Source organism: Streptomyces sp. NPDC048254 (assembly GCF_043201895.1).
Classification (GTDB): Bacteria; Actinomycetota; Actinomycetes; order Streptomycetales; family Streptomycetaceae; genus Streptomyces.
This window is the reverse complement of record NZ_JBICZJ010000001.1, coordinates 372,446-395,841: the sequence shown is the minus strand read 5'-3', so window position 1 is coordinate 395,841 and position 23,396 is coordinate 372,446. Positions and strand designations below refer to the sequence as shown.

Sequence of the window (23,396 nt, the reverse complement as noted above, 5' to 3'; positions counted from 1 at the left end):
TCCAGCTCTACGGCTGACGGGACGGCGGCCGGGGCAGCCCTCGGCTCCCCGCCCGCACTCTCCGCGCTACCTGCGCGCGCCCGCCGCCTTCCGCGGACCGTGGGCGTGCGGGCTCGGCGTGCCCCTCAGCCCCGTAGACCTGAAACGAGGAAGCTTCCATGCCTTCTGCGTCCCGTCGCCGTGCCCATATCGCGATGGTCGGCATTCCCGCCGTCGGCCACGTCCTGCCGAGCCTCGAGATCATCCGCGAGCTGGTGGCCCGCGGTCACCGCGTGACCTACGCCAACGACCCGGCGGTGGCCGGCCTGATCACGCCCACCGGAGCCGAACTCGTTCCCTGCACCTCCGTGTTGCCGGTCGCCGACAACAAGTGGCCCGAGGATCCGATCGCCGCGATGGGCCTCTTCCTCGACGACGCGATCCAGGCCCTCCCCCAGCTGCACGCCGTGTACGACGACGACCCGGCGGACCTGTACCTGTACGACATCGGCGCGTACGGCGCCCGTGCCCTGGCCGAATCGCAGGGCCGGCCCCTCGTGCAGCTCTCCCCGACGTTCGTGGGCTGGGACGGCTACCAGGAGGAAGTGGCCGTTCACATCCGGCAGTTGCCGGGCTTCGACGCCTACCGGGCGCGGTTCGCCGAGTGGCTCGCGGTGTGCGGGGCGTCCACGACCGACGTGGACGCCTTTTCCGGCACTCCCGCCCGCGCCCTCGCTCTCATCACCCGCGCGATGCAGCCGCACGCGGACCGGGTCGACCCGGGGACGGTGACCTTCGTCGGCCCCTGTTTCGACGTCGGCGCGGAGGCCGGGGCATGGACCCGTCCGGCGGACGCCGAGAAGGTGCTCCTGATCTCCCTGGGCTCGGCGTACACCCGGCAGCCGGAGTTCTACCGCCGGTGCCTTGCCGCCTACGGCGACCTGCCCGGCTGGCACGTCGTCCTCCAGATCGGCAAGCACACGGACCCGCGGGAGCTGGGTGACGTTCCGGCCAACGTCGAGGTGCACAGCTGGGTTCCGCAGCGGGCGATCCTGAAGCAGGCCGACGCCTTCGTCACCCACGCGGGCATGGGCGGCTGCGGCGAGGGCCTGCTGGCCGGCGTCCCGATGATCGCCGTACCGCAGGCGGCGGACCAGTTCATGAACGCGGACCGGTTGGTGGAGCTGGGGGTGGCCCGCCGCATCGACACGGCGGACGCCGACGCGGACGCGCTGCGCTCGGCGCTGGCCGAGTTGGTGACCGACCCGGAGGTGGCCGACCGCTCGGCGCGGTTGCGGGCGGCGGCCCGGGCGGAGGGGGGTACGGGGCGGGCCGCCGACCTTATCGAGGGGGCGCTGGGCGGGGGGTCTTGAGGGCTTCGACGAAGGTGACGAAGGCTCCGGCCGGGAAGGTGAGGGTGGCCCTGGCCGGGGCCTTTGAGTCGCGGATGGCTGTGTGGGTGGGTGTGGTGGCGATCTCCACGCACTCGTTGCCGTCACCCGGGCCCGAGTAGGACGACTTCCGCCAGTTGTCCATAGGGTTCCTCACAGCTCTTTCGCCAGCCGGTGCATGAGTTCTCGTGACTGTCCGGGGTCGAGTGACGCGTCCTCCACCTTACGGAAGCTCGTTCGATAGGTGTCGAGCTGGGCCTCTGAATCGATGAATGCCGTGCCGTGCAGCGCGTCGCGGACCACCGTGTCCAGCTTGGGCAGCGGGCCGCCCAGGTACGTCATCGTGCTGGACGCCCTGGCAAAGCCGTCCAAGTCGAAGGGGATGACGCGCACGGTGATGTGATCGGCTTTGGAAAGCTCGCAGAGCCGGGTGAGTTGAGCCCTTGAGGTGGCACGATCGCTCACTCTGATCCTGAGTGCCGCCTCATGGATCACCGCTTCGTACGGGGTGGTGAACTGTTGGCGGGCCCTTCGGTGCCTGATACGCAACTCAAGCTCCTCAGAGGTGAGTTCGGGAAGTCTGGCCGAGAAGACCGAACGCGAGTAGTCCTCGGTCTGCAACAGCCCCGGCACGTACAGGATTGCCACGTGGCGCTGGAATCGGGCGTGGTGCTCAAGCTCGGACAGGTCCAGGAACGAGGTCGGCAGCAGGCCCCGGTACTCCTCCCACCAGCCGCGCGTGCGATCGGTAGCCATCGCCACCAGAGCATCGGTGAACTTCTCATCCGTGCAGGCGTAGTGCGATGCAAGGCGTCGCACCCGTTGCTCACTCACGCCCGAGAGCCCGGATTCGATCTGGGTGATCTGAACGCGATTCGCCCCGAGCAGCGCCGCCGCCTCAATGGCGGTGAGTCCCGCCGCCTCGCGCAGTCGGCGCAATTCGGCCCCCAGGCGCACCTGGCGCGCGGTTGGTTCCCGCCTCAGGACCATCAATTGCTCCCCGGTTCAACATGCCTGCCAGTGCAGCTCGTTCGGAGTCAGATTACGCGATCGACTTGCCCCGTCTTACATGAAAGCCGTACCGTCAGTGACGCAACGCTCACGCAGTGGAAGTGCACCGCCCCGCCCTGCCACGGCGGCCTCGGCAACGCCACCGCGCGTGAAACTCCCCCACGACCAACGGAGTTGATGACGCATGCCCGACGCCTGGGAGTACACGCTCACCATCCCCAACGACCTCCGCGCCGTCACCGTCAGCCGTCACGCGCTCAGACTGATCCTCACCGCGCACGGGCTGACCCGCTTCCTCGACGTCGCCGAGTTGGTCGCCACCGAGCTGGTCTCCAACGCCGTACGGCATACGAAGGGCCCCGCCGCACTGCGCGTGCGCTGGTCGCCGCCCGGCACCTTGCGGATCGGCGCGTGGGACGCGGACCCCGAACCGCCCGAGCCCCCCGTGCCGTTGGCGGGGCTCGGGGAGTCGGAGGAGGGGCGGGGGCTGGCGCTGGTGCGGGCCTGTTCGGATCTGTGGGGCTGGCAGCCGCTGTCCAGGTTCGGCAACCGGGGCAAGTACGTGTGGTGCGAGCTGGCCGCCGCCTAGTGCTGTGACCACAAGGTTCACCGGCATGGCGTGGCAGCGTGCGTGCCCAGTAGGCGATCCATTCCCGAGCCGCCGCAGGGGAGGCGAGGTTGTCCGGCCGTTCGTGACGGTGTGCTCGCCCCTTCGCCCGTCGGCGGCATCCGCAGGGTCGGCGAGTGCGCGGTCAGAACCAGTGCAGGCAGTGCGGGGGACGGTCGGCGCGGAAGAGGGAGTCGGCGAGGGTGGCCGCGCCTGGGCGGTGGGCATGGATGTGTCCGGCACGTACGAGCGTGCTCGGGGCGGTGCCGCCGAGGTAGACGGAGCCCAGGTCGCGCACATCCAGGGACAGGTCGGGCTTCCGGTCCGTGGGGACGCAGTCAGCCTTGCCGTCCCGGACGGTCAGCAGGTAGCGGCCGTGCTCGCCGAAGAACCGGTCTTCGACGTCGAGGACGAGCTCACCGTCCATGAACCAGCCGCGCGCGGTCAAAGCACGCGGGACGTCCAGCAGCCGCACCCAGAGCCAGTCCGTGTCGCCGCTCACCTCGCCGCCGCGGAAGTCCGCGAACTGCCAGCGCAGCGGGTGCCCGGGCGGGACGTGCTTGAACACGACCTGAGAGACCAGGTCATGTCCGAGTACGAACCGGGCCAGGGCCGTGAAGACGGCGTCGTCGGTGGCGATGGTCTCGTCGACCGTCAGGGTGCCGGACTCGACCGAGTAGCTGGCGTACCCGTCCGGGACGCCGTCGGCGTCCCGGTGGACGGCAACATAGCGCGGCGCCGGCGAGATCGGGGGCTGCCCCGCGCGCAAGGCCCACCAGCGGTGCGGCCGGGACAGCGCGCCGGGCTGGGCGCGGCGGTACCGGTCGTAGACCTCTTCCAGAACCTCGCCGCACTCGGCACGACGCAGCACCTCGACCGAGCCGTTGTCCGAGCCGGTCGCTGGTGCGTCGGCCACTCCGCGCGCCCGGGGAACGGCGAGGGCGGCCCTGTGGCGCGGCACCGTCAGCCGCGCCGTGTAGGTCGCCGGTCCGTAGCCGAACCTGCCGTAGATCGGGGCCTCAGAGGCCAGCAGCACGGAAAGGAACTCCCCGCCGACCCGCAACTCAGCGAGCTGCTGCCGCATCATCGCGCTGAGCACGCCCTGGCGCCGGTGCGAGGGCAGGACGCCGACGGCGGTCACCCCGGCGGCCGAGACGAGGGTCTCACCGGGCAGGGTGAGCTCGAAGGAGTACGTGGCGGCGGTGCCGACAGGCCGCCCGTCCGCCGTCACGGCGAGCAGACAGCGGTCCATTTCGAGCGCCGACCACCAGAGCCCGCCGCCCTCGACCGGGGGTTCCGGGAAAAGCCCGAACGCGGCATGGACTGTGTCGACGAAGACGTCGAGATCCTTGTCGGTCGTGCGCCGGATCTCCATCGTTGCCGCTGCCTCCTCGGGATACCGGCACCACGACTCATGGTGTCTGGCCACAGTGCAGCGTCAACCCGTGGCCAGGGCAAGCAAATTACGGCCGGGCCCGCAGCCGGACACAGCACAGCCCGGTCCAAGCCCGGCCCCGAGGGTGAGTCGCGGAGGTCGTGAGTCAGGCGTCAGGCCGATGACGGGCAGTGGGCGTCCGCCCCAGCGGATGCCCTTCTCGCTGCGGACGCGGGCCCCTTCAGGATGTGAGCGGGGTGCGGGCGCCCCGGGCCGAGGAGGTTCTCAGCCTCAGCCCACCTCGCACTCCGATATCAGCGCGTCGCCGGCCGGCGCTGCCTCGCCGGACGGCGACGAGTGGCAGAAGGCGTGGCCGGTACAGCCTGCTGTACCGGGAGTTGGGGCGTGCGTGGCAGTGATCGGCGGGGGCGGCGCTGGTGAGCTTGGGGCATCGCGAGCCCACCGCCCGAACGCTCCGAAAGGACCCCCGATGACCGTCACCACCAGCCTCCCGCAGCCGCAGGCCGCCACGCCTCTGCGGGCCCGTGTCCGACGTCGTCCGCTCACCTGGTTCTTCGCTCTGGCGATGAGCATGAGCTGGCTGGCCTGGACGCCGTACATCCTGTCCGGGAACGGGCTGGGGGTGTGGCACTGGAGCTTCCCCGGCGGGGCCGCCGGAAGTCAGTTGCTCGGGGTGCTGCCCGGGGCCTATCTCGGTCCGATCGGGTCGGCGCTGTTCGTCACCGGCATCACGGAGGGGCGGGCGGGGCTGCGGGCCTGGCGGGGGCGGATGACCAGGCTCAGGGTGCGATGGTGGTGGTTCCTCGCCGTCGCCGTCTCCGTGCCCGCCGCCCTGACCGTCGCCTCCGCCGCGCTGACCGGCCAGAACCCGGTGCTGCCGCCGGTGGCCGTGCTCGCCGCGTACCTGCCGGGGCTGGTCGTCCAGATGGTCACCACCGGGCTCGCGGAGGAGCCGGGCTGGCGCGAGTTCGCCATGCCGCGCATGCAGCGCCGGTACGGTCCGCTGGTCGCCACCCTGGTCGTGGGGCTGCTGTGGGGAGCCTGGCACCTGCCGCTGTTCCTCACGGAGTGGGGCGGCGGCCCCCACGTGAGTCCGGTGCGGCCGCTGGAGTTCATGGTCACCGCGCTCGCCTTCAGTTACGTGATGACCTGGGTCTTCAACCGCTCCCGCGAGAGCATGCCGCTGGTCATCCTGCTGCACACCAGCGTCAACAACTACTTCTCCGTGGCCTGGACGGACATGTTCCCCCGCGCCACGGTCGAGGACACCGCCACCCCGGCCTTCCTGCTCGCCTCGGTGCTGGCGGCGGCCGTCGTGCTGGCGGCGACCCGGGGCCGGCTCGGGCTGGCGTCCGCCCGGCGGTGACCGTAACAACCCCGGCGACTCGGGTGGCGGGATCCGCGGCGGGCGGTGATGGTTGCGGCGGGGGACGTTTACGCGCGCACGCAGGGAGAGCTGGAGATGCCCGAGATCACTACTCCGTACGCGACCGGCACCCCGTGCTGGGTCGACCTGATGGCGCAGGACCAGCAGGCCGCGCTGGACTTCTACCGCGACCTGTTCGGCTGGCAGGGCGAGGTCGGCCCGGGTGAGTTCGGCGGGTACGCCGTCTGCACGCTCCAGGGCAAGCCGGTGGCCGGGATCGGTCCCGCCATGGCGCCCGAGGGCCAGCCGGAGCCGCCGACCGTCTGGACCACCTACCTGGCCAGCACCGACGCGCCGGCCACCCAGGACGCGATCGTCTCGGCGGGCGGCACCCTGCTGGCCCCGGTGATGGACGTCGGCGGTCTCGGCCGGATGCTGATCGCCGCCGACCCGCAGGGCGCGGTGTTCGGGGTGTGGCAGCCGGGCGAGTTCCACGGCGCCGGGCTGGTCAACGAGCCGGGCACGCTGATCTGGAACGAGCTGAACACCAGCGACGTACTCGGCGCCACCGGCTTCTACGGCGAGTCCTTCGGCATCGAGATCCAGCCGATGGAGGGCGCCGAGGGGGACTACTGGTCGCTGAACATCGGCGGCAAGCGCGTCGGCGGGGCCGCCCGGCTCGGGGACGACCGGCCCGGCGTTCCGCCGCACTGGCTGACGTACTTCGCGGTGGACGACGTCGACTCCACGGTGGACGCGCTGGTCAAGCGGAACGGAACGGTGCTCGCACCGCCGTTCGAGATGATGGCCGGCCGGATGTCGGTGGTCGCCGACCCGCAGGGCGCGGCCTTCGCGGTCTTCAAGCCGAAGCCGATGTAAGCCACCGCCACCAGCCCAGCTGGTTCGGGGAAAGGAGGATCCGTGCCCACGCGGGGCGCTCCCCCGTGCGGAAGCGCGTCTCCTCGGTGGCACGGATCTGCCAGTCGTCGCCGGAATAGCCGTGCGGCCGCCCCGTGTTGCGCCGTCATGACGACGAACGCGCCGCGCCCCGAGGTACTGCGATACACCGCCTTCTCCGCCCGCCCCGAGGGCGGCAACCCCGCCGGTGTCGTACTCGACGCCAGTGGCCTGGACGACGACGGCATGCTGGCGATCGCCGCCGAACTCGGGTACTCGGAGTCCGCGTTCCTGACCGCGTCGGCGGACGAACGGTCGTACACCGTCCGGTACTTCAGCCCCAAGGCCGAGGTGCCGTTCTGCGGGCACGCCACCGTCGCGAGCGCGATCGCGCTCGCCGAGCGGATCGGCCCCGGCGAGCTGGTGTTCGCTACCCGCGCCGGGGCCGTACCGGTGAAGGTGACCGAGGCCGACGGGACGGTCACGGCCACCCTCACCAGCGTCGAGCCGCACGTCGAGGAGGTCGCCGACGCCGATCTCTCGGAGGCGCTCGCCGCGCTCGGCTGGCCGGCCGCCGATCTCGACCCGGCGTTCCCGCCCCGGATCGCGTTCGCCGGTGCCCGCCACCTCGTGCTCGCGGCGGCGACGCGGGCGCGCCTCGCGGACCTCGCCTACGACTTCGCGCGCCTGGAAGCACTGATGCACCGCCTGGACCTGACCACGGTGCAGCTGGTGTGGCGGGAGTCGGCCACCGTCTTCCACGTCCGCGACCCGTTCCCGGTCGGCGGCGTCGTCGAGGACCCGGCGACCGGTGCCGCGGCCGCCGCGTTCGGTGCCTACGCCCGTGAGCTGGGCCTGGTCCCCGAGGACGCCGTCCTCACCCTGCACCAGGGCCAGGACCTGGGCCGCCCCGGCGAACTCACGGTGGCGCTGTACGCGGGCGACCCCCGGGTCCGCGTCAGCGGCACGGGAACCCGCATCGGCTGACGGGCACCACCGGGCCGCCGTGGTCGGGTGCGGGCCGGTGGGGGCCGGTCGCGCAGTTCCCCGCGCCCCTTGCAGGGCGCTTCACCGCAGCGTCCCGAAGGGGCGCGGGGAACTGCGCGACCAGCCGCGACGCTCCCGCAACCGACGACGGACCTGCGCCCTCCCGCACCGAGTCCCGTAGGGTCACGATTCGGTTTCGGCCATCCCGCACCTCTTGCCCAGCCGCCATGTAATCGATTCCAATCCTCGGTACGCAGTGCCTGTAATCGATTCCACGAGTTCCACGAGGAGGTGGAGCGGCGATGGCGAGTATCAAGGACGTGGCCGCCGCGGCGGGTGTTTCCGTCGCCACGGTGTCCCGTGTCCTGAACGACCATCCGTCGGTCAGCGCCGACGCCCGTACCCGCGTGCTGGCCGCCGTCGAGGCGCTGGGCTACCGCCCTAACGCCGTCGCCCGTTCCCTGCGCACCGACCAGACCCGCACCCTCGGCCTGGTCATCAGCGACGTACTCAACCCGTACTTCACGGAGCTGGCCCGCTCGGTCGAGGAAGAGGCCCGCGCGCACGGCTACAGCGTGATCATCGGCAACGCCGACGAACGGCCCGAGCTGCAGGATCACCACGTGCGGACGCTGCTCGACCGCCGTATCGACGGGCTGCTCGTCTCCCCCACCGACGGCGGCTCGCCGCTGATGCTGGAGGCGGCGCGCGGCGGGACGCCGATGGTCTTCGTCGACCGGTGGATCCCCGGCGTCGACGTGCCCGTGGTGCGGGCGGACGGACAGGCCGCCATCCGGGATCTCGTCGCGCATCTGCACGGATTGGGGCACCGGCGGCTCGCGATCATCGCGGGCCCCGCGGCCACCACCACCGGCAGTGAGCGTGTGCAGGCGTTCCGGGAGGCGCTCGCCGAGTACGGCGTTCCGCTCCCCGACGCCTACATAGGTCAGGGCGACTTCCAGGCCGAGAGCGGGCGGCGGGTCACCGAGGGCTTCCTCGACCTGCCCGAGCCGCCCGAGGTCGTCTTCGCCGCCGACAACCTGATGGCGCTCGGCGCGCTCGACGCCGTACGCGCGCGTGGCCTGCGGGTGCCGGACGACATCGCGCTCGCCGCGTTCGACGACATCCGGTGGTTCGTGCACACCGATCCGCCGGTCACGGCGATCGCCCAGCCGACCGGTGAGCTGGGGCGTGCCGCCGTACGCGCGCTGATCGACCGTATCGAGGGGCGGCCTCCGCAGTCCGTCACCCTCCCCGCCCGGCTCGTCGTGCGCCGCTCGTGCGGCGCGAACCCGGACGCGAACCCGGACGCGAATCGCGACGGGAACCGCGACACGAACCGTGGCGCGAACCAGACCCCTGTGCAAAGGAGCACATCGTGAGCAACCCGGACGAGTTGCTTCGCATCGAGGGCATACGGAAGTCCTTCCCCGGAGTGGTCGCGCTCGACGGCGTCGACTTCGATCTGCGCCGGGGCGAGGTGCACGTACTCCTCGGTGAGAACGGCGCCGGCAAGAGCACCCTCATCAAGATGCTCTCCGGCGCCTACACGCCCGACGGGGGGCGGATCCTGGCCGGTGGCGAGGAGGTGCGCATCCATGGTGCGCAGGACTCCGAGCGCCTCGGGATCGCCACCATCTACCAGGAGTTCAACCTCGTACCCGATCTCACGGTCGCCGAGAACATCTTCCTGGGCCGGCAGCCGCGCCGCCTCGGGATGATCGACCGGAAGCGGATGGAGGCCGACGCCGAGGTCCTGCTGAAGCGGGTCGGCGTGCACGTGTCGCCGCGTGCGCGGGTGCGTGATCTCGGCATCGCCCGCCTCCAGATGGTCGAGATCGCCAAGGCGCTCAGCCTGGACGCGCGCGTGCTCATCATGGACGAGCCGACCGCCGTGCTCACCTCGGAGGAGGTGGACAAGCTCTTCGCGATCGTGCGGCAGCTGCGCGAGGACGGGGTCGGGATCGTCTTCATCACCCATCACCTGGAGGAGATCGCCGCGATCGGCGACCGGGTGACCGTCATCCGGGACGGGAAGTCGGTCGGGCAGGTGGCCGCCGACACCCCGCAGGACGAGCTGGTACGGCTCATGGTCGGGCGGTCCATCGAGCAGCAGTACCCGCGCGAGCGGGCCGAGACCGGTGCCGCGCTGCTGTCCGTGGACGGGCTGACCCGGGACGGCGTCTTCCACGATGTGAGCTTCCAGGTGCACGCCGGTGAGGTGGTCGGCATCGCGGGGCTCGTGGGGGCCGGCCGTACCGAGGTCGTGCGGGCCGTGTTCGGGGCCGATCCGTACGACAAGGGGGCCGTGCAGGTCTCCGGTACGGCGCTGAAGCGGCACGACGTCAACGCGGCGATGGCCGCCGGGATCGGGCTCGTCCCCGAGGACCGCAAGGGGCAGGGGCTGGTGCTCGACGCCTCCGTCGAGGAGAACCTCGGCCTGGTGACCCTGCGCCGGGCGACCCGAGCCGGGATCGTCGACCTCAAGGCGCAGCATGTCGCCGCCGAGCGGATCGCCGGGCAGCTGGGCGTGCGGATGGCCGGGCTCGGTCAGCACGTGCGCACGCTCTCCGGCGGCAACCAGCAGAAGGTCGTCATCGGCAAGTGGCTCCTCGCCGACACCAAGGTGCTGATCCTCGACGAGCCGACGCGCGGTATCGACGTCGGCGCCAAGGTCGAGATCTACCAGCTGATCAACGAGCTGACGGCCGCCGGAGCCGCCGTACTGATGATCTCCAGCGATCTGCCCGAGGTCCTCGGGATGAGCGACCGGGTGCTGGTGATGGCCCAGGGCCGGATCGCGGGCGAACTCTCCGCCGACCAGGCCACCCAGGACTCCGTGATGGCACTCGCGGTCAGCACCCCCACCACCACAACCGACAAGGAGGCCGGACGTGGCCACTGACACCCTCAAGAGCGGGAACGCGGGCGCCGGTGGCGTCTCCGGCCTGCGCCGGCTGCTCCTCGACAACGGGGCGCTCACCGCGCTGATCGTCCTCGTCATCGCCATGTCGGCGCTGTCGGGGGACTTCCTCACCACCGACAACCTGCTGAACGTCGGCGTCCAGGCGGCCGTGACGGCCATCCTCGCCTTCGGCGCGACCTTCGTGATCGTCGCGGCGGGCATCGACCTGTCGGTCGGCTCGGTGGCGGCGCTGTCGGCCACCATGCTGGCGTGGAGCGCCACCTCGCACGGGGTGCCGGTGTTCCTGGCCGTGCTGCTGGCCGTCGCCACCGGCATCGCCGCCGGACTCGTCAACGGCTTCCTCATCGCGTACGGCAAGCTGCCGCCGTTCATCGCCACCCTGGCCATGCTGTCGGTGGCCCGCGGTCTCTCGCTGGTGATCTCCGACGGCTCCCCCATCGCCTTCCCCGACTCGGTCTCGCACCTCGGTGACACGCTCGGCGGCTGGCTGCCGGTGCCGGTCCTCGTCATGGTCCTCATGGGGCTGATCGCGGCCTTCGTGCTCGGCCGGACGTACATCGGACGCTCGATGTACGCGATCGGCGGCAACGAGGAGGCCGCCCGGCTCTCCGGGCTGCGGGTGAACAAGCAGAAGCTCGCCATCTACGCGCTGTCCGGACTGTTCGCGGCCGTCGCCGGCATCGTGCTGGCCGCCCGGCTCTCCTCGGCGCAGCCGCAGGCCGCCAACGGCTACGAACTGGACGCCATCGCCGCGGTCGTGATCGGCGGCGCCTCCCTGGCCGGCGGCACCGGCAAGGCGTCCGGCACGCTGATCGGCGCGCTGATCCTCGCGGTGCTGCGCAACGGCCTCAACCTGCTGAACGTCTCCGCGTTCTGGCAGCAGGTCGTGATCGGTGTCGTCATCGCGCTCGCCGTGCTCCTCGACACCGTGCGCCGCAAGGCCGGGGCGACCCCGGTGGCCGCCGGGACCGGGGGCAACAAGGGCAAGCAGGCGGGGACGTACGCGCTCGCGGCCGTGGTCACCGTCGGACTCGTCGCCGCGACCTCGCTGCTGCACACCGGCTCCTCGTCGACCAACCCGAAGATGGGCCTGTCCCTGTCCACCCTGAACAACCCGTTCTTCGTGCAGATCCGGTCCGGCGCCCAGGCCGAGGCGAAGAAGCTGGGCGTGGACCTGACCGTCACGGACGCCCAGAACGACGCCTCCCAGCAGGCCAACCAGCTGCAGAACTTCACCAGTTCGGGACTGGGCGCGATCATCGTCAACCCGGTGGACTCGGACGCGGCGAGCAACTCCGTGAAGTCCGCCGACAAGGCCGGCATCCCGGTCATCGCCGTCGACCGGGGTGTCAACAACGCCAGGACCGACGCGCTGGTCGCCTCCGACAACGTCGCCGGCGGCGAGCTGGCCGCCAAGACGATCGGCGACAGGCTCGGCGGCCACGGCAAGATCGTGATCCTCCAGGGCCAGGCCGGCACCTCCGCCGCCCGCGAACGGGCGCAGGGCTTCGCGAACGGCCTCAAGGCCTACCCCGGGATCCAGGTGGTGGCCCAGCAGCCGGCCGACTTCGACCGCACCAAGGGCCTCGACGTGATGTCGAACCTGCTCCAGGCCCACCCCGACGTCCAGGGCGTCATCGCCGCCAACGACGAGATGGCCCTCGGCGCGATCAAGGCGCTGGGCTCCAAGGCCGGCACGTCGGTGTCCGTGGTCGGCTTCGACGGCACCCCGGACGGCCTGACCGCGGTCAAGAACGGCACGCTGTACGCGTCGGTCGCCCAGCAGCCCTCCCAGCTCGGGAAGATCGCCGTGGACAACGCGCTCAAGGCCGTCCAGGACAAGAAGGTCGAGTCGACGATCAAGGTGCCGGTGAAGGTGGTCACGAAGGAGAACGTGGCCGGGTTCACGGGCTGAGGTAGGAAGGAGGCGGGGGGGGGGGGGGGGGGGGGGGGGGGGGGGGGGGGGGGGGGCGGCGGGGGGGGGGGGGGGGGGGGGGGGGGGGGGGCGGCGCCCCCCCCCCCCCCGGGGGGCGGCGCCCCCCCCCCCCCCCCGCCTCAACTCGTTCTCTTAGGGAGTCACTTCATGTACGACTACGACCTCCTGGTCGTGGGATCGGCCAACGCCGACCTGGTGATCGGGGTCGAGCGGCGGCCGGCCGCCGGTGAGACCGTGCTCGGCGGCGACCTCGCCACGCACCCCGGCGGCAAGGGCGCCAACCAGGCGGTCGCGGCCGCCCGGCTCGGCGCCCGCACCGCCCTGCTGGCCCGGGTCGGCGACGACGCGCACGGCAGGCTGCTGCTCGACTCGCAGCGGGCGGCCGGGGTGGACACGGTGGGCGTGCTGGTGGGCGGGGCACCGACGGGCGTCGCGCTGATCACCGTGGACCCCTCCGGCGACAACAGCATCGTGGTCTCGCCGGGCGCGAACGGGCGGCTCGCACCGGCGGACGTACGGGCCGCGGTCAGCCTCTTCCACACTTCCCCGGTGGTCTCCGCGCAGCTGGAGGTCCCGCTGGAGACGGTGGTGGAGGTGATACGGAACCTGGCTCCCGGCAGCCGGTTCGTGCTCAACCCGTCCCCGCCGCGGCCCCTTCCGGGCGAGGTCCTCGCGGCCTGCGACCCGCTGATCGTGAACGAGCACGAGGCGAAGGTGCTCCTCGGCGAGGCGTGCGTGAGCGAGGAACCGGCCGACTGGGCACGGCTCCTGCTCGCCAAGGGCCCCAAGTCGGTGGTGGTGACGCTGGGCGCGGAGGGCGCGCTGGTCGCCGACGCGCACGGGGTCGGGACCGTCCCGTCCGTGAAGGTGGACGCGGTCGACACCACGGGCGCCGGGGACGCGTTCACGGCGGCCCTGGCGGTACGGCTCGGAGCGGGCGCCTCGCTGACGGAGGCGGCCGGGTTCGCGGCCCGGGTCGGGGCGGCGGCGGTGACGAAGCGGGGCGCGCAGGACTCGTACCCGACGGCGGCGGAGGTCGAGGCGCTGTGAAGAAGGCGGGGATCCTCAACCGTCATCTCTCGGGCGCGCTCGCGGAGTTGGGGCACGGGCACGGGGTGCTGGTCTGCGATGCCGGGATGCCGATCCCGCAGGGGCCGCGGGTCGTGGACCTCGCCTTCCGGGCCGGGGTGCCGTCCTTCGCGGAGGTGCTGGAGGGGCTGCTGGCGGAGCTGGTCGTGGAGGGCGCGACGGCGGCGACGGAGGTACGCGAGGCCAATCCGGCCGCCGCCAAGCTGCTGGACGGGCACTTTCCCGGCCTGGCCCTGGTCCCGCACGAGCGGCTGAAGGAGCTGTCGTGGGGCGCCCACCTGGTGGTCCGCACGGGCGAGGCCCGGCCGTACGCGAACGTGCTGCTGCGGTGCGGGGTGTTCTTCTAGGGCTCGAAGTGCGTGCGGAGGACCGGGTTCCCGCTCCGCACCTGGGACTTTCCATCCCCGTGAAACGTCGTGGCCAGCCCGCGCCCCGGTTGGCAATATCGCTCATCACGGACGAACAGCCCCAGAAAGCTCCAGAAAGAGGGAATTCACATGAGATCCTTCCGTTTAGCCGCGGCGCTCGCCGCCACCGCCCTGGCCGCCTTCATCGGCCTCACCCTTCCCGGCAGCGCGGCCGCCGCCGACGGACACTCCGCCGTCTCCGCCGCCAAGCCGGCCGCGGCCGCCCCGCAGGCGGTACAGGGGGCGGCCGCCTCCGCCGCGGTCTCCCCGCAGGCCATCGGGGACTGCCCGAGCACCTACTTCTGTTTCTGGGTCAACCTGAACTACGGCGACGGGCCGGGCAAGTTCTCCGGCGCGAACGACGACTGGAGCGACTACAGCCACTCCACCTGCGCCAGCGGCACGTGGAACAACTGCGCCTCGTCCGGGTACAACCACGGCAGCAGCGGCCTGGGCGTCGAGGTGTGGAACGGCACGGGATACACCGGATCCTCCGCCTGCCTGCCCAAGGACTGGTCCAACAGCAACTTCGCCAACCTCGTCTGGCCCGGCACCTCGACCAGCTTCAACGACTCGATCAGCAGCAACTACTGGACATCCATCTGCTGACCGGGCCCTCTCCGGCCACTGGATGACGGGCGATCACCCATGACAGAGCTCTCGCGCCGCCGTACCGGGCGCGCACCGTCCCGCCTGCTGCCCCTGCTGATCCTGGCCGTGAGCCTGGTCTGTGCCGCCGCGACCGCGTGCACCGGACCGAGCACGGCCGCATCCACCGAGGCGGCGCCGGCGGCGCGGGAGTCCGGTCACGCCGCCGCCGTCCTCACCTCGGACGCCGACACCCTGCGCCAACGCTGGCAGCTCTTCGGCGCCCTGCAGATCCTCACCCAGCGCTGCATGCGCGACCGGGGACTGCGCTACCTGGTCACGAGCGCGGGCCCGCTGCCGCCCGCCGGGGCGACCACGGCCGAGTCCATCGGTTCCCGCTCGACCCCCGGCTACGGCGTCTCCACAGCGCTCGGCCGGATGAACAACGGCCCCACGGCCCAGGACCGGTACGTCCGCTCCCTGTCCGCCGCCGCGCAGACCCATTACACAGCCGCCCTCGACGGCCCCGCCGACCAGGTGGCGGCGCTGACCCTGCCCAGCGGGTCGAGCGGGACCTACACCACGGGCGGCTGCCTGGCCCGGGCGCGGGCCGGACTGTACGGCACCGTACGGGCCGCCCTTGAGGACACCCTCGTACCGCAGGACGTCGACCAGCTCCTGGAGCGGTACCTGGCCACCGCCCCCGCCTACCAGAGGGCCCTGAAGCGGTGGCAGCGCTGCATGGCCGACACCGGCCGGGCCGCGAAGACCCCCGCCGCGCTGATCCAGTCGCTGCGGGCCGAGGCCGTCAGGGGAGCGAGCGCCGCGAAACTGGCGCGCGAGCAGCGCGCCGCCGCAGCGGCCGATCAGCGCTGCGACGCCGCGAGCGGCCTGCGCCGCACGGGCGACGCACAGCGCGACGCGTTCCTGCGCGACCAGCCCGCGCGCACCCGGGCCCGCCTGGAAGAGGTCTGGCAGCACCGGCAGCAGGCCCTGACCCGGGCGGCGGCCCTGCTCGGCCAGGACGCCCAGGCCTCACCGGGGTGACATCGGCGGTCTGAGCAGCGCGGCGCCCAGCGGGGTGAGGGTGTGCAGCACCGTGTTGTGGTGGCGGTGGCTGAAGACCAGGCCGGCGTCGCGCAGCACGGTGGTGTGGCGGGAGGCCGCGGGTACCGACACGCCCAGGACCCCGGCCAGTTCGGAGGTGGTCGCGCCCAGCGCGAGGGACCGCAGCGCGGCCGCGCGGGTGCGGCCGAGCAGCGCGGCGAGCGAGACGTCGGGCGGGCGTTCGGGGGCGGGCGCCCGGAGGCCGTGCACGGGGTAGACCAGCAGCGGCTGGAGGGTGTCGTCGGCCATCGAGACCGGCGACTGCCAGCAGAAGTAGGAGGGGACCAGGCGCAGTCCGCGGCCCGCCAGACGCAGGTCGCGGTCCTCGACGTAGTCGACGTGCAGGACCGGCGGGTGCCAGCGGATGGCGGGTGACAGGCCGGCGAGCAGTCCGTCGACCCCGGCCGCGAGGGCGTCCCGGCCGCGCAGGGCGCGTTCCGCGGCGATCGTGGCGAGAATACGGTTCTCATGCGGCGCGACGACCGCTTCGTGGTAGGCGCGCAGGAGTCCGGCCAGGTCCTCGCGGGCCCCGCGCTCCACCAGCCGGGGCGCCCAGTCGGGGGCGCCGGCGATCCGGTCCAGCGTCTGTATTTCGTGGGCGACCCGGTCGGGCGGGGTGTCGACGATCGCCGCGAGCCCGCGGTCCAGGCCGTCGGCGGCCTCGATCGGGGTGAGGAAGTCGGGCAGGTAGCGGGCCCGGGGCAGCACCGGGACCAGGAGCCGTCGTACGGCCGCGCCGAGTTGGGTGCCGGCGAGGGTGGTCCGGGTCTCGCGGTACCAGTCGGCGTACGCCCAGCGGCCTCGCGAGGTCTGTAATCGGTGCAGGCTGCAGGCGATCTCCCAGAGCGGGTCGGGGGCGCTCGCCACCCGGACGCGGGCCAGATCCTGAGGCGTGAAGTGAATACGCAGCACGAGAACCGCCCCCCGAGTCGAACAGTCGTCCCGCTCAGGAGCAGCCTGGGGCACGCGGCACTCACGAACAACACAGGAACCGGCCGCGACGGCACCGTGCACGGGTGGACCGGGACATGCTTCGAGGGGGCCCGGTCCGTCGACCGAACCCCCTCGGCTTTCCCCTCCGTATCAGAACCCCCGCGATCCCCCCGGATCCCCCTCCGAAAGTCCTGACAGCAAGTACGACCGGCAGGGTGGGGGAAGGGTTGTACGCCGTTCCAAGATTTTCTTCCCCGGACCGAGGCAGCCGCGAGGACAGGTGGCCCATAGAATCCGCGGGATTCGGCGGACGCGCCCCAACGACACCTGCCCCACCCCGGATCGGACGGGGTGGGGCAGGATCTCAGGGGCGCCGGTCAGGGGAAACCGAATTCAGCGGACCGTGACGGACACGTTCTTGGAGACCGTGCCGCCGTCCTTGACGCGCAGGACCTCGACGCCCTTCTTCTCGAACTTGTCGCCCACCTTGTAGGCGCCCTTGTTCACCTTCGTGGTCGCGGGCAGCGAGACCCACTTCCTGCCGTCCTTGACCTGGAGGGTCACCTTGCTGCCCGCCTTGAGGCCGGTGGCCTTGCCGGAGAAGGTGACGACGTCGCCCAGCCTGATGCTGGTGGCGCTCGCCTTGATGGTGAGGGCGGGAGCCGGGGCGGGGGCGGCGACGGCGGCGGTGGCACCGGCCGCGACGAGTGCGGCGGAGGCCGCGGCGACGGTGGCGATACGTATGTTCACAGGGAACTCCTTGGTTATCAATTGCCTTTTCCAACCGCAATTCCGAGCCCTTTGCTCACCCTTGCGGCCGACTCAAACCCTATAGACACGACCAGGCAGGACACGGTTCCCACAGAATACAAAAAACCCGAACTGACAGGTTAAACACAGCAAACACAGGCGGCCGTTCGCACTGAACAGGGAATATAAAAAAGACCTGTGCGACCGCCGTTCGGCACCGGTCGGCAGCCACGACATGAGGGCTACGATGCCGCGCATGCCGTTCTCCACACCCGGCACTCGGACCCTGTACAAGGTCGAGGGTCAACCACGCGGCAACCGTGCGCCCCTGCTCTCCGCGACACGCTTGACGTCCCTCAGCGATTCGCTCAGCCGCCGCGCGAGGTAACGGAGTTCTTCAGCGGTCGCCCGCTGCTCGGCGAGCAGTTCGGCGGCGTGGTCGAGCAGGTCGTCCGCCATGCCGAGGTGCGTGCTCTCGATCTGGTCGGCGAGCCGGGAGACGTATCCGGTCCCGTCGCCCACGAGATAACCGGGTTTGCCGTCCGCGCCGGTCCAGGGAAGCAGGCGCCCGTTCATGCGTAGGTCTCCACGTGGTCGAGGTAGGGACGGACCAGCGGGCTGTCCTCGCCACGCAAGGGGGCTTCGCCCCTGCGGTACGTCGTCGGGCCGCCGACGTACGGGCACGAGTACGGATACGCACACGCGAGCGGTACGACCGGCCTACGGCGTCGTCGCCCGCGAGCGGGCAGGAAGATCCGGAGCAACGGCTCGACCAGCCGGGCCAGGAGATACGTCATGCCAACCTGCCTTCTCACCTGCGGTGACTTCGCTGTGTCGCGATTCCCTCACAGAGTGGGGTCGGGGGTGGCTAAGCTTCTAGGGGCGGGGACTTGACAGAGCCTTTGTCAGGACGGGAGTTGGCCGCATGAGCGAGCGCCAGAAGCCTCGGACGCAACGGGAGAAGTACGGAGAGGAGCTGAGGCTGCGGCGCGTTGCGGCCGCTCTGACCCAGGAGGGACTGGGCGAGTTGGTCGTGTGCTCGCCCACGCTGATCAGTCACTTCGAGGCGGGGAGGCGGCTGCCGAAGCCGGATGACGCGCGCCGGATCGACCGGGCCCTGAAGACGGACGGGTTCTTCGAACGGTGGCTGGAGGATCTGGACTCGAAGTACAACGACTACTTCGCGGCCGTGGCCGAGCTGGAGCAACAGGCCTCGCTGATTCAGCAGTTCGCTCTCTCCCTGGTGCCAGGTGTCTTTCAGACCGAGGGTTACGCGCGCGCCCTGTTCCGCGCGTACCGGTCGAACCACACCGCGGAGGAACTTGACGAAGCCGTTGTCATTCGAACACGGCGGGCCCGGATTCTCGACGGGCCGCTGAAGCCCGTCGTCTGGACCCTGCTCGACGAGTCCGTGCTACGACGCCGCGTCGGCGGCCCGCAGGTCATGGCCGAGCAGATCCACAAGATTGCGGACTTGGCCGAGAGCGGAAGGGTGCGCCTGCACGTAATTCCGTACGGCGTCGGCGCGCATGCGCTCATGGAGAGTCTGCTCACGCTGATGAGCTTCGAGGACTCCGCCCCGGTGGCATACGTCGAGGGTTTGCTGACCGGGAACTTGATGGATGATCCGGCCCTGGTGAGCGCTTCTCAGACCGCCTACGCTCTAGCGCTGAGCGACGCGTTGTCGCAGCAGGAGTCACTTGCCCTCGCCAGAGCGGCAGCGGAGGAACACGCACATGGCCAGCAGTGAGCACACCGCCACCGGGTGGTACAAGTCCAGCTACAGCGGTGGCAGCCAGGGCGAATGTCTCGAAGTAGCCCGTGGCCACACCGTCGTCCCCGTCCGTGACAGCAAGGCCGGGACCACCGGCCCGGCGCTGGTCTTCTCGTCCGACGGCTGGGCCGCGTTCGTAGGGGCCGTGCGGGACGGGCGTCTCAGTAGCTGACGACCCCGGAACGTGGCTCCCGTCGGACGGCCCTCAGCGGTTCAGGTCCATGACCCCGACGCCGAGTCCTTCGTACGGCTCCGGTGCCACGGAGGCGATCAGGCCGCCCATGGGGAGCGCCTGGTTCGGGCGCGCGGTGTGCACGGCGGCGGAGACACCGAAGTCGACGCCCGCGCGTCGCAGTTCGGCGATGGTGACCGCCATGGAGTAGTCGTCGTCGACGAGGTGGAGTACGCCCACCAGCACGCCCACGTGATCGACGATCCCGGCACGTTGGCGCTCGGCCTCCAGGAGACACAGGACAGGCACCCACAGACGCAGGTCGTCACTGGCGGCAGCGGCATGGATCAGGCCGGAGACCTGTTTGTCGCCTCCCATCACCAGGAGGGTGGGGGTGTCGAGGACGTAGTGCTCGGTCCAGCTCAAGGGTTCGGCTCCGTCTCGGCTGAGGCGGCACGGTGTGCGGCGGCGGCCTCCCGCATCCTGCGCCGCATCTCGGCGGACTCCTCGTCCGAAACGTAGTGCCCGAAACGCTCGGCGAGCAGCGCGCGCGTGCGGTCGGCCCGTTCCCTGATCTGCTCGGGGGTCAGCGTCTGAGCAGCTATGTCCTGCATGAGGGCACGGAGGCTGGTGCCTCGCGCCTCGGCCACGGCGGCCAGCTGGTCACGGACTTCGGCGGGCACACGGATCATGACGTCGGGCATACGTTGAGTATACGCCACGTATACGTGACGTGCGGCGGCGGCCGGAGAGCAGGTTCGCTTCTTCGGCCGCCTCGCTGGACTACGCCGTGTGGGTCAGGAAACGGTTCGCCGTCTCCGCGAGCACCTCGCGGCCGTCCCGCGCCCACAACCCGTCGTTGAACAGCTCGACCTCGATGGCCCCGGTGTAACCGGCCGCCTCCACGTACCCCTTCCACTCCCGCATGTCGATCGCGCCGTCCCCGATCTGGCCGCGGCCGTTGAGGACGCCCTCGGGCAACGGGGTGGTCCAGTCGGCGAGTTGGAAGGTGTGGATACGGCCGCCCGCGCCGGCCCGGGCGATCCCCGCGGGCGCCTGGTCGTCCCACCAGATGTGGTACGTGTCCACGGTGACGCCGACCTGGTGGGCGGGGAAGCGTTCCGCGAGGTCCAGGGCCTGGGCGAGGGTGGAGACCACGCAGCGGTCGGAGGCGTACATCGGGTGCAGCGGCTCGATGGCCAGCCGGACGCCGTGCTGTTCGGCGTACGGGCCGAGTTCGGCGAGCGCGTCCGCGATCCGCTCCCGTGCGCCGTGCAGGTCCCGGGAGCCCGCCGGCAGGCCGCCGGAGACCAGCACGAGGGTGTCGGTGCCGAGGACCGCCGCCTCCTCGACCGCCCGCCGGTTGTCGGCGAGGGCCGCCGCCCGCGCCTCGGGGTCGATCGCGGTGAGGAAGCCGCCCCGGCACAGGGTGGTGACGGTCAGGCCCGCCTCGCGGACCAGCTTGGCGGTCGCCTCCACTCCGTAGGACTGCACCGGTTCCCGCCACAGGCCGACGGCGGGCACGCCCAGTTCCAGGCAGGCGTCGGCCAGTTCGGGCAGTGAAAGCTGCTTCACCGTCATCTGGTTGATCGAGAAGCGGGACAGGTCGCCGGTCACCGGGTCACTCCGTACAGGGCGAGGAGGGTCTTCATCCGGTCCTCGGCGAGCTTCGGGTCGGGGAACAGGCCCAGTCCGTCGGCGAGTTCGTAGGCGCGGGCGAAGTGCGGCAGGGAACGGGCCGACTGCAGGCCGCCGACCATGGTGAAGTGTGCCTGGTGGCCGGAGAGCCAGGCCAGGAACACCACGCCCGTCTTGTAGAAGCGGGTGGGGGTCTGGAAGAGGTGGCGGGAGAGTTCCACGGTCGGGTCGAGCAGCGCGCGGAAGCCCGCCGTGTCGCCCGTGTCCAGGATCCGTACCGCCTGTGCCGCCAGCGGTCCCAGCGGGTCGAAGATGCCGAGCAGGGCGTGGCTGAAACCCTGCTCGTCGCCGGCGATCAGCTCGGGGTAGTTGAAGTCGTCGCCGGTGTAGCAGCGGACGCCCTGCGGCAGCCGCCGCCGGATGTCGATCTCCCGCTGAGCCTCCAGGAGCGACACCTTGATGCCGTCGACCTTGTCGGGGTGGGCGGCGATGACCTCCAGGAAGGTGTCGGTGGCCGCGTCCAGGTCGGCCGAGCCCCAGTAGCCCGCCAGCGCCGGGTCGAACATCGGGCCCAGCCAGTGCAGGACCACCGGCTCGGCGGCCTGGCGCAGGAGGTGGCCGTAGACGTCGAGGTAGTCCTCCGGGCCGGTGGCGGCCGCCGCGAGCGCCCGGGAGGCCATCAGGATGGCCTGGGCGCCCGACTCCTCGACGAGCGCCAGCTGCTCCTCGTAGGCGGCCCGGATCTCCGCGAGCGTGCCGCCGGTGATCTGGTCGGTGCCGACCCCGCAGGCGATGCGGCCGCCGACCGCCTTCGCCTCGGCGGCGCTGCGGCGGATCAGCTCGGCCGCGCCCGCCCAGTCCAGGCCCATGCCGCGCTGGGCGGTGTCCATCGCCTCGGCGACGCCCAGGCCGTGCGACCACAGGTGGCGGCGGAAGGCGAGGGTGGCGTCCCAGTCGACGGCGGCGGGCGAGTCCGGGGAGACGTCGGCGAACGGGTCGGCGACGACGTGGGCCGCCGAGAAGACCGTACGGGAGGTGAAGGGGGTGCCGGGGGTGACGGCGAGCGGCTCGGTGCGCGGCTCGTAGGTCCGCAGCGCCCCGCCGGCGCCCGGGAGCTGGATGGTCACAGCGCGATCTCCGGTACGTCGATGCGGCGGCCCTCGGCCGAGGACCGCAGGCCCAGCTCGGCGAGCTGTACACCGCGGGCGCCGGCCAGCAGGTCCCAGTGGTAGGGGGCGTCGGCGTAGACGTGCTTGAGGAAGAGCTCCCACTGGGCCTTGAAGCCGTTGTCGAACTCGCCGTTGTCCGGGACCTCCTGCCACTGGTCACGGAAGACCTCGGTGGCCGGGATGTCCGGGTTCCACACCGGCTTGGGGGTCGCGCTGCGGTGCTGGGCGCGGCAGTTGCGCAGCCCGGCGACCGCCGAGCCCTCGGTGCCGTCGACCTGGAACTCGACCAGTTCGTCGCGGTTGACGCGGACCGCCCAGGAGGAGTTGATCTGGGCGATGGCGCCGCCGTCGAGTTCGAAGATGCCGTAGGCGGCGTCGTCGGCGGTGGCGTCGTAGGGCTTGCCGTTCTCGTCCCAGCGCTGCGGGATGTGGGTGGTGGCGATGGCCTGGACGGACTTCACCCGGCCGAACAGCTCGTGCAGCACGTACTCCCAGTGCGGGAACATGTCGACGACGATGCCGCCGCCGTCCTCCGCGCGGTAGTTCCAGGACGGGCGCTGCGCGGCCTGCCAGTCGCCCTCGAAGACCCAGTAGCCGAACTCGCCGCGGACCGACAGGATCCGGCCGAAGAAGCCGCCGTCGATGAGCCGCTTCAGCTTCAGCAGGCCGGGCAGGAAGATCTTGTCCTGGACGACGCCGTGCTTGATGCCCTTCGCGTCCGCCAGCCGGGCCAGCTCCAGGGCGCCCTCCAGGCCGGTCGCGGTCGGCTTCTCGGTGTAGATGTGCTTTCCGGCGGCGATGGCCTGCCGGAGGGCCTCCTCGCGGGCGGAGGTGACCTGGGCGTCGAAGTAGATGTCCACGGTCGGGTCGGCGAGCACGGAGTCCAGGTCGGTGGAGATGTGCTCCTCGGACAGGCCGTGCCGGTCGGCGATGTCGCGGAGCGCGTACTCCCGGCGCCCGACGAGGATCGGTTCCGGCCACAGCACGGTGCCGTCACCGAGGTCGAGACCGCCCTGTTCGCGCAGCGCGAGGATCGAGCGGACGAGGTGCTGGCGGTAGCCCATGCGCCCGGTCACGCCGTTCATGGCGATACGCACCGTCTTGCGTGTCACGTGTTTCCCTTCGTCCGCATGCGTCTCAGTAACGCAGCAAGCGCTTTCTATATGGTCTGAAGCTAGCCTTTGACCACTGGTCTGTACAAGACCGTGATGGGGTCGAGTTGTTCGAGGGGGCGAACAACAGGAGTGAATGGCCTTATGGTCTGCACGGCAAG

Annotated in this window: 26 protein-coding genes; 14 read left to right on the top strand and 12 right to left on the bottom strand. The window is 71.2% G+C overall.

All coding sequences use genetic code 11. From position 1 onward, the window contains the following. The first annotated feature begins 158 nt into the window (after positions 1-158). The gene (locus ACGFZQ_RS01815; RefSeq protein ID WP_393838714.1) at positions 159-1,352 is read left to right on the top strand and encodes a macrolide family glycosyltransferase; all 1,194 of its coding nucleotides are present in this window, start codon (positions 159-161) and stop codon (positions 1,350-1,352) included. Here the strand turns inward: ACGFZQ_RS01815 and ACGFZQ_RS01810 are convergent. After that, positions 1,321-1,515: a DUF397 domain-containing protein gene (locus ACGFZQ_RS01810; protein ID WP_393838713.1), complete on the bottom strand. Its 195-nt coding sequence runs from the start codon at positions 1,513-1,515 to the stop codon at positions 1,321-1,323. The genes ACGFZQ_RS01815 and ACGFZQ_RS01810 overlap by 32 nt on opposite strands. A gap of 8 nt (positions 1,516-1,523) precedes the next feature. Then, entirely contained in the window at positions 1,524-2,360 is an 837-nt protein-coding gene (locus ACGFZQ_RS01805) for a helix-turn-helix domain-containing protein (RefSeq protein ID WP_393838712.1), read from the bottom strand. 205 nt (positions 2,361-2,565) lie between these two features. Between ACGFZQ_RS01805 and ACGFZQ_RS01800 the strand changes: the two genes are divergently transcribed. Next, positions 2,566-2,970 carry an ATP-binding protein gene (locus ACGFZQ_RS01800; protein ID WP_393838711.1) on the top strand — a complete coding sequence of 135 codons (405 nt, stop codon included), beginning with the start codon at positions 2,566-2,568 and terminating at the stop codon, positions 2,968-2,970. Between the two features lie 163 nt (positions 2,971-3,133). Here ACGFZQ_RS01800 and ACGFZQ_RS01795 read toward each other — a convergent pair whose 3' ends face one another. Further along, entirely contained in the window at positions 3,134-4,363 is a 1,230-nt protein-coding gene (locus ACGFZQ_RS01795) for a GNAT family N-acetyltransferase (RefSeq protein WP_393838710.1), read from the bottom strand. 490 nt (positions 4,364-4,853) lie between these two features. Between ACGFZQ_RS01795 and ACGFZQ_RS01790 the strand changes: the two genes are divergently transcribed. The 10 genes from ACGFZQ_RS01790 to ACGFZQ_RS01745 all read left to right on the top strand — a co-directional run bounded on the left by ACGFZQ_RS01790 (position 4,854) and on the right by ACGFZQ_RS01745 (position 15,627). After that, complete coding sequence (locus ACGFZQ_RS01790) at positions 4,854-5,750, top strand: CPBP family intramembrane glutamic endopeptidase (protein ID WP_393838709.1); 897 nt, start codon at positions 4,854-4,856, stop codon at positions 5,748-5,750. A 96-nt stretch (positions 5,751-5,846) separates the two neighbouring features. Then, positions 5,847-6,629, top strand: a complete 783-nt coding sequence (locus tag ACGFZQ_RS01785) for a VOC family protein (RefSeq protein ID WP_393838708.1) — start codon at positions 5,847-5,849, stop codon at positions 6,627-6,629. Positions 6,630-6,776: 147 nt separating this feature from the next. Next, entirely contained in the window at positions 6,777-7,634 is an 858-nt protein-coding gene (locus tag ACGFZQ_RS01780; protein ID WP_393838707.1) for a PhzF family phenazine biosynthesis protein, read from the top strand. 302 nt (positions 7,635-7,936) lie between these two features. Further along, on the top strand, positions 7,937-9,016 hold the full coding sequence (locus tag ACGFZQ_RS01775) for a LacI family DNA-binding transcriptional regulator (RefSeq protein ID WP_393838706.1): 1,080 nt from the start codon (positions 7,937-7,939) through the stop codon (positions 9,014-9,016). Next, positions 9,013-10,539 (top strand): sugar ABC transporter ATP-binding protein, encoded by a 1,527-nt coding sequence (locus tag ACGFZQ_RS01770; protein ID WP_393838705.1) that lies wholly within the window; start codon positions 9,013-9,015, stop codon positions 10,537-10,539. Before ACGFZQ_RS01775 ends, ACGFZQ_RS01770 begins: the two co-directional genes overlap by 4 nt. Then, a complete protein-coding gene (locus ACGFZQ_RS01765; RefSeq protein ID WP_393838704.1) occupies positions 10,529-12,475 on the top strand; it encodes a substrate-binding domain-containing protein in 1,947 nt (648 codons plus the stop codon). Before ACGFZQ_RS01770 ends, ACGFZQ_RS01765 begins: the two co-directional genes overlap by 11 nt. Before the next feature lie 168 nt (positions 12,476-12,643). Further along, positions 12,644-13,546 (top strand): ribokinase, encoded by a 903-nt coding sequence (locus ACGFZQ_RS01760; RefSeq protein ID WP_393838703.1) that lies wholly within the window; start codon positions 12,644-12,646, stop codon positions 13,544-13,546. Further along, a complete protein-coding gene (gene rbsD, locus ACGFZQ_RS01755) occupies positions 13,543-13,932 on the top strand; it encodes a D-ribose pyranase (protein WP_351735023.1) in 390 nt (129 codons plus the stop codon). The genes ACGFZQ_RS01760 and rbsD overlap by 4 nt, the downstream gene beginning before the upstream one ends. Before the next feature lie 150 nt (positions 13,933-14,082). After that, positions 14,083-14,601, top strand: coding sequence for a peptidase inhibitor family I36 protein (locus ACGFZQ_RS01750; RefSeq protein WP_351735021.1), 519 nt, complete (start codon positions 14,083-14,085; stop codon positions 14,599-14,601). A gap of 39 nt (positions 14,602-14,640) precedes the next feature. After that, complete coding sequence (locus ACGFZQ_RS01745) at positions 14,641-15,627, top strand: hypothetical protein (protein WP_393838702.1); 987 nt, start codon at positions 14,641-14,643, stop codon at positions 15,625-15,627. Here ACGFZQ_RS01745 and ACGFZQ_RS01740 read toward each other — a convergent pair. The 4 genes from ACGFZQ_RS01740 to ACGFZQ_RS01725 all read right to left on the bottom strand — a co-directional run bounded on the left by ACGFZQ_RS01740 (position 15,616) and on the right by ACGFZQ_RS01725 (position 18,167). Further along, on the bottom strand, positions 15,616-16,599 hold the full coding sequence (locus ACGFZQ_RS01740) for an ArsR family transcriptional regulator (RefSeq protein ID WP_393838701.1): 984 nt from the start codon (positions 16,597-16,599) through the stop codon (positions 15,616-15,618). The two genes, ACGFZQ_RS01745 and ACGFZQ_RS01740, sit on opposite strands and share 12 nt — an antisense overlap. Positions 16,600-17,013: 414 nt before the next feature. Beyond that, complete coding sequence (locus tag ACGFZQ_RS01735; protein ID WP_393838700.1) at positions 17,014-17,370, bottom strand: hypothetical protein; 357 nt, start codon at positions 17,368-17,370, stop codon at positions 17,014-17,016. Positions 17,371-17,673: 303 nt separating this feature from the next. Next, a complete protein-coding gene (locus ACGFZQ_RS01730) occupies positions 17,674-17,946 on the bottom strand; it encodes a hypothetical protein (protein WP_393838699.1) in 273 nt (90 codons plus the stop codon). Then, on the bottom strand, positions 17,943-18,167 hold the full coding sequence (locus tag ACGFZQ_RS01725) for a hypothetical protein (protein WP_393838698.1): 225 nt from the start codon (positions 18,165-18,167) through the stop codon (positions 17,943-17,945). The genes ACGFZQ_RS01730 and ACGFZQ_RS01725 overlap by 4 nt, the downstream gene beginning before the upstream one ends. A gap of 128 nt (positions 18,168-18,295) precedes the next feature. Here ACGFZQ_RS01725 and ACGFZQ_RS01720 point away from each other — a divergent pair, with 128 nt between their 5' ends. Both ACGFZQ_RS01720 and ACGFZQ_RS01715 read left to right on the top strand, forming a co-directional pair. Continuing rightward, the gene (locus tag ACGFZQ_RS01720; RefSeq protein WP_393838697.1) at positions 18,296-19,120 is read left to right on the top strand and encodes a helix-turn-helix domain-containing protein; all 825 of its coding nucleotides are present in this window, start codon (positions 18,296-18,298) and stop codon (positions 19,118-19,120) included. Beyond that, a complete protein-coding gene (locus tag ACGFZQ_RS01715) occupies positions 19,107-19,316 on the top strand; it encodes a DUF397 domain-containing protein (RefSeq protein WP_393838696.1) in 210 nt (69 codons plus the stop codon). The genes ACGFZQ_RS01720 and ACGFZQ_RS01715 overlap by 14 nt, the downstream gene beginning before the upstream one ends. A 33-nt stretch (positions 19,317-19,349) precedes the next feature. On the opposite strand, the gene ACGFZQ_RS01710 is transcribed toward ACGFZQ_RS01715, so the two are convergent. The 5 genes from ACGFZQ_RS01710 to ACGFZQ_RS01690 form a co-directional block, all read right to left on the bottom strand. Beyond that, the gene (locus tag ACGFZQ_RS01710) at positions 19,350-19,742 is read right to left on the bottom strand and encodes a hypothetical protein (RefSeq protein ID WP_393838695.1); all 393 of its coding nucleotides are present in this window, start codon (positions 19,740-19,742) and stop codon (positions 19,350-19,352) included. Next, entirely contained in the window at positions 19,739-20,020 is a 282-nt protein-coding gene (locus ACGFZQ_RS01705; RefSeq protein WP_393838694.1) for an Arc family DNA-binding protein, read from the bottom strand. The genes ACGFZQ_RS01710 and ACGFZQ_RS01705 overlap by 4 nt, the downstream gene beginning before the upstream one ends. Positions 20,021-20,099: 79 nt before the next feature. Then, positions 20,100-20,897: a sugar phosphate isomerase/epimerase family protein gene (locus ACGFZQ_RS01700; RefSeq protein ID WP_393839222.1), complete on the bottom strand. Its 798-nt coding sequence runs from the start codon at positions 20,895-20,897 to the stop codon at positions 20,100-20,102. A gap of 32 nt (positions 20,898-20,929) precedes the next feature. Further along, positions 20,930-22,081, bottom strand: coding sequence for a dihydrodipicolinate synthase family protein (locus tag ACGFZQ_RS01695; RefSeq protein WP_393838693.1), 1,152 nt, complete (start codon positions 22,079-22,081; stop codon positions 20,930-20,932). After that, positions 22,078-23,235 (bottom strand): Gfo/Idh/MocA family protein, encoded by a 1,158-nt coding sequence (locus tag ACGFZQ_RS01690; protein WP_393838692.1) that lies wholly within the window; start codon positions 23,233-23,235, stop codon positions 22,078-22,080. The genes ACGFZQ_RS01695 and ACGFZQ_RS01690 overlap by 4 nt, the downstream gene beginning before the upstream one ends. Between the last annotated feature and the right edge of the window lie 161 nt (positions 23,236-23,396).